This is a genomic window from Chryseobacterium carnipullorum, from assembly GCF_900142785.1.
Lineage (GTDB): Bacteria > Bacteroidota > Bacteroidia > Flavobacteriales > Weeksellaceae > Chryseobacterium > Chryseobacterium carnipullorum.
Genome location: NZ_FRCD01000006.1, coordinates 229,495 through 241,442 on the forward strand (window position 1 = coordinate 229,495; position 11,948 = coordinate 241,442).

Here is an 11,948-nt window from a genome sequence, read left to right on the forward strand (position 1 = left end):
TTTGAACCGCCTCTATAATTAAGTTAAATATAAGATTATTTTGTGTATTCTTCGTTATAGTTCACCATCCAATGAACGCCATATTTATCCTGAAAGCTTCCGAAATAATCTCCCCAAAACTGGTCTTCGATAGGCATTTCCACATTTCCGCCTTCCGAAAGCCCTTTGAAAAGTCTGTCTGCCTCATCTTTAGACTCGGGGAAAATGGAAACATAATTGTTATTTCCTACATTAAGGGTCTGCCCGAAGCTTGGAACAATGTCCGAAGCCATCAGCAGGTCTTTCCCAACAGGCAGTGCGATGTGCATTACTCTGTTTTTTTCTTCCTCAGATAAATTTTCAGTTCCGGGAGCATTACCCATTTTGTAGATTTCACCCACAAATTCTCCTCCGAAAACAGATTTGTAAAAGTTGAAAGCTTCTTCTGCTTTCCCGTCAAAATTGAGGTATGGATTTAATTTAGCCATGATTTTTTATTTTTAAAATTAATAGTAATGATTTTTATATTATTTTTTTTAATGCTAAGACAAAAGACTCTTTACAATGATGTTGGCTTTAAGCTTAAGGCGTTTTACTCAGCAGAGTGATACACATTTTTTTATGGAATAATTAAGATTTGATCAAGCTGTTTTTATAATATCAAGGAGAGGATTCATCCAACTCAAAGGTCAAAATGATTCATCTTAACTCAACTTAAAATATTCATATTACCTTAATGACTTAAAAATTTGACCACCTCACTTACAGTCAGGTTGATCAGATTGGAATCTGTTTTTCCTTTAAAGTCAGCCATCATGTAGGAGCCGTGGGTAGCTGGCAGAATCATCAGTTGAGAATCCGGGAGAAGCCTCCACATTTCTACGATATGTTCCGCTTTCATGACGTCTTTGTCTCCGCCGATCAGCAATGCAGGAACATCTAGAGAGCTCAGAACCCCATCATCCCAGTCTTCAAAAGACTGCATTCTTTTACTGTCTTTATCGAAAAGATTTTCAAGTTTTGAAAAGTCCGGATTCAGATTAAGAAAATTGATTTTAAGGGGTTCCGGCATTGACTCCAGCGTAGCTGCTGCCATACTTTCGAAAAAGCCGTCCATCATCCCGCTTCTTTTATAAAATGCAGAAGCGAGGATTAATTTTTCAACTATTTCAGGATAAAGACGGGCCACCTGCATGACTGTATTTCCACCGTTGCTGAATCCCCAGAAAAAAGCTTTTTCGATAGGGAGTGCTTTTAAAAGGGCAGCGATATCATGAGCGTCCTGTTCAAAGGTTTCAGGAATATCACGGTGATCAGTCATTCCATGGTTCTGAAGATCAATTCCTATCAATTGAAATTGTCCTTCCAGCCTTGAAATAATTTCCTTAAAATCAAACAGAATCGAGGAGCCACCACCATGAATCAGCACCAGAGGTTTTCCTGAACTATAGATTTCGTAATACATCCGGATTCCATTAACCTGTTGATAGCCTTTCTCTTTCGGTTCCATACTAATATTTCAGATTTTCATCCATGTCATATTTCATTCCAGGATAGCCAAGAATTCTTCTCATCAGGCCTATCTGTCCGCATAGATAATCTTCACGGCCAATAGACATTCCGGTAAAATTGAGTTTGGTTTCGGGAACAAAAGGAATATTCATTCCAATCTCAAACATCTCATCCAGCTCTTCATCAGTAACTTCCATCAATTTCTGAAATACTTTTGCAGAAATATCATGAAAATTTTTCTTCAGCTCATCCAAATCCGGATACCTGTAGTTTTCGTCCAGGGCTTTTCCCTGAAAGAAAAGATCGCTGTAAGGGTCTTCCTCTTTAAGACCTAAAACCCATCCCAAACTGTAGCGCATATTGACAAAGTTTCCTGCCATCCAAACGATATGGTTGGTTTTTCCTTCAATTCTTTTCAGAGCATCTTCTTCGGAGATTCCATCCAGGACATTAAGAAAGCTTTGGGTATGCATTCGGTAAGCCGGAATTACGATTTCCACTTTTTTTGATTTTGGGGTGTCCATTTTTTTTAATTTTTAGTTGTTTTAAAAATGAGATCTTTCTAAGTATATAAAATTCTCGCGTTTGGATAAAAAGTCCTGTCTGAATAATCTGGCAGATACTTTTAACCCTACTTTACAGCGCCGGGTTTTCCGAGAATTCTTCTAAGATATCCTAATTGTCCGCTGTGATAATTTTCATGAAAGCATAAAATGGCAATATCATTAATTGTTTCCGGATTAAAACGTTCAATACTGATGAGCTTTGCTTCTAATTTATCCTGAGATTGCTGCAGATAAGACTTCAGTTCTTCAAAAGTAATCAGTTCCTCTTTTCTTTCAAGGGGAACAGCTCCTCTGTTGTAGCATGAAAATTTCTCATTATCCCATAAAGATTCTTCTCCCAGAACATTTAAAAATGCATTTCTGATATAAATAAGATGTCCTAAAATCCAGTTCATGCAGTTGGCTTCTCCATTCGGAAAGATCATAGATTCTTGATGGGTAATGCTGTCGATATTCATTGAAATCACTTTGAAGTTACTGAATACCTGAATTTTTACGATTTCTATATCATTGGATTGTGTTTCCATATCGTTATCTTTTTATTTTCATCTCCTATCCATCAACTGGATTCATTGAACCGGAAAACAGACCCAATCTTCAATTTTTTCAACAGGGTATCCGGATAGCCACCGATGGTTTTGTGCGACTTTCCAAAATTGCCGGGATTGTATGTGATTATTTTGCCTTTCCGGAATAGATTAACAGGAAATATTAATGGATTATATTGATAGACTACCTTATTTCAAGCTATTCTGCGGGCATTTGAGAACTATCCGCAAACATCACATTCCAGCCATGTCCGTTAATGTCCCAAAAAGAATTATGGTACATCCATCCGTAATCCTGAGGCTCCTCATGTTGGGTAGCACCATTTTCCAAAGCTGTATTCACTACCTGGTCAACTTCTGCCCGGCTGTCAAGGCTAATGGCAACAAGAACCTGTGTAGTATCACCATTGGGCACAGGTCTTTCGGAAAAAGTCCGGAAAGATTCTTCGGTGAGAAACATAACGTAGATTTGCCCTTCTTTCATAACGACACAAACGGATTTTTCATTTGACATCTGGTCATTGACAGAAAAACCAAGTTGGGTCCAAAATTCTTTTGTTTTCTGTACGTCTTTTACGGGAAGATTGACGTAGATCTGATTGATTTTCATATGATAAGTATTTGATGTTAAACTTTTAACCAAAATTACCGAGCCTCCATGAAAATCAACTTGTCATAAGACAAGATTTAATTTTTCTTTGGATGGGAAACTATTTCTTTGCGGATACGGCTCAAAGAAGTATCGGTAACACCAAGATAAGAAGCGATCTGCTTGAGAGGTGCAAACTGTACTACCTGCGATTTTTGCTCTAAGAGATTAAGATAACGCCGGGTTGCAGAAAGGGTAAACATTTCTACGGAACGCTGTTTATAGGCAAAAAGCTCTTTTGACATCCATGATCTGCCCCATTCTCTAAGATTGGGTATTTTATGGAACAGCTCCTGGAATGTTTCAAAGTCGAACTTCCAGCATTCACAGTCTGTAATGCATACGATATTTTCCTGGGAAGGAATTCTCTGGAAAAGAGACAGGACTTCGATAATGATTTCATTATCTGCAAAAAAATGGGTGGTTACTTCATTTCCGCTAAAATCGTTGACATAGGAACGGGCCAGACCTTTTTCCAGAATATAATATTCATTGGCCGTTTTTCCTTCTTCAAGAACGATATCTCCTTTTTGAAATGAGACTTTTTCGTGAGCCTGAAATATTTCCTCAAGCTCTTCCTGCATAAAAAACGGGAAATCATAACAGATTTCTAAGGCTTTGCTGGTCATGGAGTCGGTGTTTTTTTTAAGATTTTAAAAATATGATTTTTAATTGAATCGCAAATAAGAAAAATTAAACAAATTGAAGGAATGCATAAAGAAAGCCGCATTTAACTGTATTGTTACTAACTGTTTTTACTGTTTCTAAATAATTAAACATGTTTTAGCCATCCCTTCAAATATTCGATTGTCCAATCCTCACAAGGACGGGAATGGTTACCACTTAATGGAAATCATTTAGATATTTATATCAGAATAGAGAAAGCTGAATGGGTTTTGTTTTTTTGGGTGGTTCTGCATCTCCGAATACTGTTTTCCCTCCAAAGCGCCATGAATTTTGTCTTTCTTCTTCGATGACCTGCTGGATATCAAAATCTGGTGTAAAGTCTTTTTCGGTGTCCGCTACAATCTGATGCAGTTTATTTAAAGTATTCAGTTTATCTGAATTTCCGAGTTTTGATTTTTCTATTCCTTTTCTAAGAATGCTGATGCTTTCATCATAGGTTTTGGTAGGAACCGGGAAAGGATGTCCGTCTTTTCCACCATGGGCAAAGGAAAATCGTGCAGGATCAGCAAATCTTGAGGGAGCTCCGTGGATAACTTCACTTACCAACGCTAATGACTGCATGGTTCTTGGTCCTACTCCTTCGAGCATTAAAAGATCCTCGAAATTCTGAGGCTGTTGCTCACGAGTGAGATATAAAAGAGCACCCAAACGTTTTAAATCAACATCTGAAGCCTGAACATCGTGATGCGCAGGAAGAATCAACCTTGAAAAATCTTTCATCACATCAATGGAATCGGTATGTGAAATATCCAGAATTCCTTTTCTGTTCCCTGAAGCTTCTGCATCGGTAAGATTAAGGATTTTTCCTCTTGAAACCCCATTGATCCCTGTGTGCGGTTCTTCTATAAATGATTTGATATTTCCGGAATGCCAGTGATACCGTCTGGCCGTCCCGTCCGATTCATGCATTCCCTGTTGTACGACGCTCCAGCTTCCGTTATCTGCTAAAATAAAATTGTGCAGATACAACTGATAGCCATCCTGAATGGCCGTATTATCTACTTTTGCGGAAAGTTTGCTGGCTCTCACCAGTTCATGACCATTCAGCCCTGTTTTATCAGCAATCTGAAGAAGTTCTGATGGTGTTTCTCTGGAGAATTTACCTTTTCCCCCGCAGATATAAAGGCCAAGTGATTGAGAATTAGGATTAATGGAACGTTTCAAAGCCCCCATTACGGAAGTCGTGATCCCTGATGAATGCCAATCCATTCCCATGACAGCTCCAAAGCTCTGAAACCAGAACGGATCTGCCAATCTCCGAAGGACTTCATCTTTACCATAATCCATTAAGATTACTTCAATAATGGAAAGTCCAAGCGCGGACATACGCTCATACAGCCATGGCGGTACTTTTCCGTAGTGTAGAGGCATATCTGCAGTTCCTGAACGTTTCATCATGTAAAGGTAGTGTTATCCGGTGAATTTTTTGATGATCTGAATCATCTGTATGTTATCCATTTTTGAACAAAGCTTGTATCATCTTTTGCGAACCAACTCTCCTCTAGTGATCCCCTGAATAAAACTGAAGGCCTTTGTGCTTCTCATCATCAAATTCTTCGTTGAATATGATTGTATTTCCAAAAGGGTCGTTTACGGTAAATGATACTGCTCCGTAGAAGGCTTTTTCAAGTCCAGGGCGGTTGTATCTGTATTTTTTTTCAATCAGTTCCCTTTGATAGGCCGCTATTGTTGTATTTGGTCATACAATTCATCTACATTATCCACTTCTATTGAAAGTAAAGGAACTTCGGTATCATTTCCTCCCTGAGCGGCAAAACTTACCTGAAATTTTGCTTCTTCATAGTTTCCGAAAGTTTTAATCCAGCCATGGTTCATGAGTAGGTTAAGGTCCAAAATATCATGATAGAAATGATCTGCTCTTGAAAGATCATCAGATTTTATACTGGCGACAATTCTCTTTACCATATTGAATGAATTTAGATGATATAATGGCCCAAAAAAGCCCTGCAAAATAAAACGTTCACAAGGCTTTTATAAAAATTTTATCTTAAAATTATTTTAATGCTTCAATAGCTGCACTATAATTGGGTTCGTCTGCAATTTCAGAAACCTGTTCTGTATAAACCACTTTATTATTTTCGTCAGTTACGATGACAGCACGGCTTAAAAGTCCTTTTAGAGGAGAATCAGTAATGGTTACTTGATAGTCATCCCCAAAGTTGCTTCTGAAATCTGAAAGGGTTTCTACATTATTCAATCCTTCAGCTGCACAGAATCTTGTCAAAGCAAAAGGCAGATCTTTAGAAACATTGATTACCACGGTATTTTCCAAGCTCGAAGCTTCTTCATTGAATTTTCTTGCAGAAGAAGCACAGGTAGGCGTGTCAATACTTGGGAAAATATTGAATACTTTTTTCTTTCCTTCAAAACTCTCAAGCGTTTTCACATTTAATCCTGAATCCAGCAAAGCAAAGTCTTTAACGGTAGTTCCTACTGATGGTAAAGTTCCTATTGTATTAACGGCGTTTCCTTTTAATGTAATATTTGACATAATTTATTTTTTTGTTCTTCAAATTTACTTAAAATAGAAAGTTTTTGGAGCGCATTAAAGGTTAAATAATTCTTAAAGTAGAAATAAATGTACTTATCTGCCTCCGATGATTTTTCTGATTAAAATTTTATATATATTCGCAATCCAAAAAATAATAACTATGCGAAAAAAAATTACTTTCCTGCTCTTTGGGTTGCCTGTTTTTGGTTTCGCTCAGTCTGTGATCGGCAATATCAATTCCGGAGCAGTTTCTGACACCAATTTTACGCATTCTGTAGGAGAAATCTATGTCATTCCTACCGATCCTGACCAGGCTAATTCAGGGACTATGGGCATGTATTACCAATCTGTTTTAAAGGTTTTAGGCGTCAAAGAACTTGAAAAAGACCATGTAAAAATCTATCCGAATCCTACTGCTGATTTTGTTTATATCACTTTAAATTCTAAGTCGAAAATTGAGGATGCAGAAGTATACGACACTGCAGGAAGGCTTGTATTAAAAGCGAAACTGAACAGTGGGAAGCTTGATCTCCGCAGTCTTAATTCCGGAGTGTATATGCTTACTTTTAAAAATCCGGACCTTCAACCTATTAAAATCATTAAAAAACCTTAAAAACTATTCAAAACATGAAAAAACTTTACACAGCTATAGGATTATATCTTGCTGCTTTACTAAGTGCACAGGTTCCACAGGCTTTCAGCTATCAGACTATTGCTTTTAATGCTTCAGGAGCACCGATTGCTAATGGAAACATTTCATTAAGAGTCAGCATTCTAGAAAACTCTGCTACAGGAAACATTCTGTATACTGAAACCCATAACAAAACGACTAACGCAAAAGGTCTGGTTAATTTAAATATTGGACAGGGAACTGCATCTACAGGGAGCTTCGGAGGAATTAACTGGGGAACCAATACCAAATTCGTCAAAGTGGAAATGGATCCGCAGGGTGGTTCCAATTACACCAATGTCGGGATAAACCAACTGATGAGTGTTCCATATTCACAGGTAAGTAAAACAATCGTTACTGGTCCTGGCCAGGGGATTACTCTGGTATCTCCGAACGGAACCAATTATACATTAAACGTAAGCGACTCCGGTATGTTAAGTCTGCCTACGAATACGAGTTCATCCGGTAATACTTTACCTTCCAACTTATATACGTATGGATCCTATAACTCCTTTACTCCTTCCTCCGCCGAATTACTACGGGGAAACGGCACTACGAAAGTGGGTTATAAATACCTTCAGGCCAATACCCAGATTAAATTCATAGCTTCACCGGCTAATGGTGCACAGGTTTACGGTTCAGACTCCAACGGATTCGTTACTGCTAACGGAAGTAATTATAATGTTTCGTCCAACGGATACTACCAGATTCTGATCGCTCCAAACGGTCCGCAAATGAGGGCTGGTTTCTTCAACTTTGTTCCTAAAATCAGGTTTACTGCTATCTCAGGTACCACGCCTTTAACTTCGGTAACCTATAATAATGCTACAGGAAAATTTACGGCCATTATCAATGGAGTTACCACCAGTACAGGAGGTTCATTTTATATCCAGCTTGCGTCAGAGAGTATAGAGGTTGAAGATTTAGGAGATAACCTGAATGACGGATCTTTTGATATAGAAGGTACAGCAATTACTTTTCCCAATCTTTCTTCTACCGTACCCAAAAACTATAAGGTTGAATTCAGTCTCAATTTTGATGCTACCGGAACTTACACAATTACACAACTATAAATTTAAAGAGGCTCATGCCTCTTTTTTTATGCAAAATACCTTCATAAAACAATCATATTTAGTAAATTTGTGATTCTTAAAATATCAAATAATAAATACCAGTATAATGTCAGACAAATCAAAAATCTATTACACCCTTACGGATGAAGCTCCAATGTTGGCAACACACTCGTTTTTACCGATCGTAAAAGCTTTTACCAAATCAGCAAACATTGAGATTGCCGTTCCTGATATTTCTTTGGCAGGAAGAATCTTAGCCAACTTCCCTGAGTTTTTGAAAGATGACCAGAAGATCGGTGATGCCTTGGCGGAATTAGGTCAATTGGCGACTCAACCTGATGCAAACATTATCAAATTACCTAATATTTCAGCTTCTGCACCTCAATTGGATGCTGCTATTGCTGAATTACAATCTAAAGGTTTCGCAGTTCCCAATTATCCTGCAGAGCCTAAAAATGACGAAGAAAAAGCAATCAAAGCTAAATATGCCAAAGTTTTAGGAAGTGCGGTGAACCCTGTACTAAGAGAAGGAAACTCTGACAGACGTGCTCCAAAAGCGGTTAAAAATTATGCAAAAGCAAATCCTCACAGAATGGGAGATTGGGCTTCTGACAGCAAAACTGATGTGGCTCATATGGACAACGGAGATTTCTACGGAACAGAAAACTCTATAACGCTTGAGAATGCAACACAGTATAAAATTACATTCAAAGGAGCTGACGGTGCTGAAACTTTACTAAAAGATTTTGCAGGTCTTCAGGCCGGAGAGGTGATTGACTCTTCTGTAATGAACTTAAATGCTTTAAGAGCTTTTGTACAGAAAGCTATCGCTGAAGCTAAAAACAAAAACGTTCTTCTTTCTGCTCACCTGAAAGCTACGATGATGAAAATCTCTGATCCCATTATTTTCGGAGCTATCGTAGAAACGTTCTTTAAAGATGTTTTCACCAAATATGCTGAAACATTCAAATCTTTAGATGTTAATCCAAACAACGGTCTTGCTGACCTTTTCGATAAAATCAAAGGAAATGCTCAGGAAGCTGACATTAAAGCTGATATCGAAGCTGCTTTAGCTAACGGACCAAGAGTGGCTATGGTAAATTCTGACAAAGGAATTACGAATTTCCACGTTCCTTCTGATATCATCGTTGATGCATCGATGGCTGCTCTTGTAAGAGGAGGCGGTAAAATGTGGAACAAAGAAGGTAAGGAAGAGGATACGGTATGTATTATCCCGGACCGTTCTTACGCAGGTTTCTATCAGTCTGTTATTGATGATATGAAAGCGCACGGAAAATTAGATCCTACGACCATGGGTTCTGTTCCCAACGTAGGTTTAATGGCTCAAAAAGCTGAGGAATACGGTTCTCACGACAAAACTTTCCAGGCATCAGCAGACGGAACTATTGAAGTTCAGGATGAAGCAGGAAATGTTCTGCTTTCTCAAAACGTGGAAAAAGGTGATATCTTCAGAATGTGTCAGACGAAAGATGCTCCGATCCAGGACTGGGTAAAATTAGCGGTAAACAGATCAAGACTTTCTGATACTCCAGCTATTTTCTGGTTAGACAAAGGAAGAGCACACGACAGAGAAATCATCAAAAAAGTAGAAAAATATCTTAAGGATCATGATACGACAGGTCTTGACATCAGAATTCTGGATGTAAAGGATGCGATGACTGAAACGCTTAAAAGAGCAAGAGAAGGAAAAGATACGATTTCTGTTTCAGGAAACGTATTGAGAGATTATTTAACAGATCTTTTCCCTATCCTTGAATTAGGGACTTCTGCAAAAATGCTTTCTATCGTTCCATTGATGAACGGTGGCGGTCTATTTGAAACAGGGGCAGGAGGTTCTGCTCCAAAACATGTTGAGCAGTTCCTGGAAGAAGGTTATTTAAGATGGGATTCTCTAGGTGAGTTTTTAGCACTTCAGGCTTCTTTAGAGCACCTGGCTCAGACTCAAGGAAATACTAAAGCTCAGGTTTTAGCGGATGCACTTGATGAAGCTAACGCTAAGTTCCTAGCTACAGATAAATCTCCTGCAAGAAAAGTGGGACAAATCGACAACAGAGGTTCTCACTTCTATTTAGCAATGTACTGGGCTGAAGCTTTAGCTAACCAGACTGCTGACGCTGAACTGGCCTCTCATTTTGCTCCGGTTGCGAACGCCATGCAGGAAAGTGAAGAGGTAATTAATGCAGAACTAATAAGTGCTCAAGGTAAGCCACAGAACATTGATGGTTACTACAAAACTGACACGTACAAAACGTATACAGCGATGAGACCAAGTACAGTATTAAATGAAATTATTGACGGAATTTAAGGTTTTATGAAAAAAACTATAATTATATTATTCGCTTATTTCTCAATATTTTCATGTAGCAGCTCAAATGATGATGACATTACAGAGGTGGTAACACCTCCTGTTATAGAAAATAAGATCAATTTAACATCAAATTACTATGACACCTCTGAAACTGTAACCCTAAGATGGACTCTCAGCGGAAATAATACTTATGATCATTATAAAATTGCAAGAAGCGATTCTCCAAATGGGCAACAGACGGAACTAGGTAGCATTAGCACGAATCAGTTTGTATCTACATTGGCTGTACCCTTTAGCCCTTACTTAGAATATCAGATTATTGGTATTAAATCTAACGGCGAACAGGTTAAAAGTAACGTTATAAAAATTGAAAGACCTGAGGTTAAATTACTTAACCTTAAGGTTTTTGATGCTCAGTTTGATAAAAATTCCGGAAAGTTATACCTTTTGGACACTGACGGAAAAATTGCAATTTACGATGTGAATACGGGTTCTATTACCCATCAGATTAGTACTAATGCTACTTTAGGATACTCAGATCTTGGAATTTATAATGGAAATGTAGAATTATATGTTCCTAGAAACGATGGCTGGGTAGATATTTATGATGGTAATAGTTTAGCATTAAAAGATCAGATTAATTTCGCGATGTCGCTCATAAGTACAGTTTATCACAATGGTAAGCTTTATGGATCGTCAATCAATAACAACATTATTAAATCAGCAGACAGAGCTTCAAAAACTTTAATTTCTCAATCACCTCAAATTTATAGCAATAGTGGAAGGATGAGAAAATCTGTAGGGACCTCTGTAAAATTATACACCATAACACAGAACATTTCACCTGTAGATATGGATCTGTATAATTTTGATCTCAATGGTAATTATACCAGTCATCAGGACGATTCCTATCATGGAGATCACCCTCTCAATTATAGAATCTTTGAAACATTCCCTGATGGAAGAATCATTACGTCAAGTTCAGGTTCAGTATATAATCCGCAAATGGTTTACCAAAATGATTTACCGGCTGGAAATTCTAAGCTTTCAAGTTTCGATTTTGATAGCAACAGTATTATCGCAGGAAGCATAGCTAAGACAATTGAGTTTTATAACATCAATTCTTATACAAAAACCAAGACAATCAATACAAAAAGATTTCCTTATAAAGTATTCAGTTATAATAATAAGGTGGTTTGTGTAAGTTCAATTACTCAACTTAATCTTCAGCATTATGATTATTCAAATGTAATTCCTGAAAATGTAATGATTGAAATTTTTGACAAATAAATTTTTATTGATTTATCAATCAAAAATCCTCTCAAAATTGGACTGCCCCCAAAAAGTTAGACACTTTTTAGGGGCATTTTTTATGTATAGAAAAGAAAAATTTAGCGTTGCTTTCAAATTAGAATGTATTAAA

At 37.6% G+C, this 11,948-nt stretch carries 14 protein-coding genes; 4 read left to right on the top strand and 10 right to left on the bottom strand.

The window, feature by feature from the left end:
- Positions 1-35: 35 nt before the first annotated feature.
- From BUC06_RS08965 to tpx, 10 genes are all read right to left on the bottom strand, one after another.
- Positions 36-467, bottom strand: a complete 432-nt coding sequence (locus BUC06_RS08965; RefSeq protein ID WP_073332694.1) for a VOC family protein — start codon at positions 465-467, stop codon at positions 36-38.
- A gap of 245 nt (positions 468-712) precedes the next feature.
- A complete protein-coding gene (locus BUC06_RS08970; protein WP_073332697.1) occupies positions 713-1,489 on the bottom strand; it encodes an alpha/beta fold hydrolase in 777 nt (258 codons plus the stop codon).
- 1 nt (position 1,490) lies between these two features.
- Complete coding sequence (locus tag BUC06_RS08975; protein ID WP_073332699.1) at positions 1,491-2,015, bottom strand: DinB family protein; 525 nt, start codon at positions 2,013-2,015, stop codon at positions 1,491-1,493.
- A gap of 107 nt (positions 2,016-2,122) precedes the next feature.
- Positions 2,123-2,584 (bottom strand): hypothetical protein, encoded by a 462-nt coding sequence (locus BUC06_RS08980; protein WP_073332702.1) that lies wholly within the window; start codon positions 2,582-2,584, stop codon positions 2,123-2,125.
- Between the two features lie 220 nt (positions 2,585-2,804).
- Positions 2,805-3,215, bottom strand: coding sequence for a VOC family protein (locus BUC06_RS08985; protein ID WP_073332705.1), 411 nt, complete (start codon positions 3,213-3,215; stop codon positions 2,805-2,807).
- A gap of 77 nt (positions 3,216-3,292) precedes the next feature.
- Positions 3,293-3,883, bottom strand: a complete 591-nt coding sequence (locus BUC06_RS08990) for a Crp/Fnr family transcriptional regulator (RefSeq protein WP_073332707.1) — start codon at positions 3,881-3,883, stop codon at positions 3,293-3,295.
- 241 nt (positions 3,884-4,124) lie between these two features.
- On the bottom strand, positions 4,125-5,336 hold the full coding sequence (locus BUC06_RS08995) for a DUF763 domain-containing protein (RefSeq protein ID WP_073332709.1): 1,212 nt from the start codon (positions 5,334-5,336) through the stop codon (positions 4,125-4,127).
- 106 nt (positions 5,337-5,442) lie between these two features.
- Positions 5,443-5,628 carry a glyoxalase superfamily protein gene (locus tag BUC06_RS24100; protein WP_228423680.1) on the bottom strand — a complete coding sequence of 62 codons (186 nt, stop codon included), beginning with the start codon at positions 5,626-5,628 and terminating at the stop codon, positions 5,443-5,445.
- Positions 5,625-5,867, bottom strand: a complete 243-nt coding sequence (locus BUC06_RS09000) for a VOC family protein (protein WP_185116977.1) — start codon at positions 5,865-5,867, stop codon at positions 5,625-5,627. Before BUC06_RS09000 ends, BUC06_RS24100 begins: the two co-directional genes overlap by 4 nt.
- 88 nt (positions 5,868-5,955) lie before the next feature.
- Complete coding sequence (tpx, locus tag BUC06_RS09005; protein ID WP_073332711.1) at positions 5,956-6,453, bottom strand: thiol peroxidase; 498 nt, start codon at positions 6,451-6,453, stop codon at positions 5,956-5,958.
- 160 nt (positions 6,454-6,613) lie between these two features.
- Between tpx and BUC06_RS09010 the strand changes: the two genes are divergently transcribed.
- The 4 genes from BUC06_RS09010 to BUC06_RS09025 all read left to right on the top strand — a co-directional run bounded on the left by BUC06_RS09010 (position 6,614) and on the right by BUC06_RS09025 (position 11,815).
- Positions 6,614-7,066, top strand: a complete 453-nt coding sequence (locus tag BUC06_RS09010) for a T9SS type A sorting domain-containing protein (RefSeq protein WP_073332714.1) — start codon at positions 6,614-6,616, stop codon at positions 7,064-7,066.
- Positions 7,067-7,080: 14 nt separating this feature from the next.
- Positions 7,081-8,196 (top strand): cadherin repeat domain-containing protein, encoded by a 1,116-nt coding sequence (locus BUC06_RS09015; RefSeq protein WP_073332716.1) that lies wholly within the window; start codon positions 7,081-7,083, stop codon positions 8,194-8,196.
- A 106-nt stretch (positions 8,197-8,302) separates the two neighbouring features.
- A complete protein-coding gene (locus BUC06_RS09020) occupies positions 8,303-10,522 on the top strand; it encodes an NADP-dependent isocitrate dehydrogenase (RefSeq protein WP_073332719.1) in 2,220 nt (739 codons plus the stop codon).
- A 6-nt stretch (positions 10,523-10,528) separates the two neighbouring features.
- A complete protein-coding gene (locus tag BUC06_RS09025) occupies positions 10,529-11,815 on the top strand; it encodes a hypothetical protein (protein WP_073332721.1) in 1,287 nt (428 codons plus the stop codon).
- The last annotated feature ends 133 nt before the right edge of the window (positions 11,816-11,948 follow it).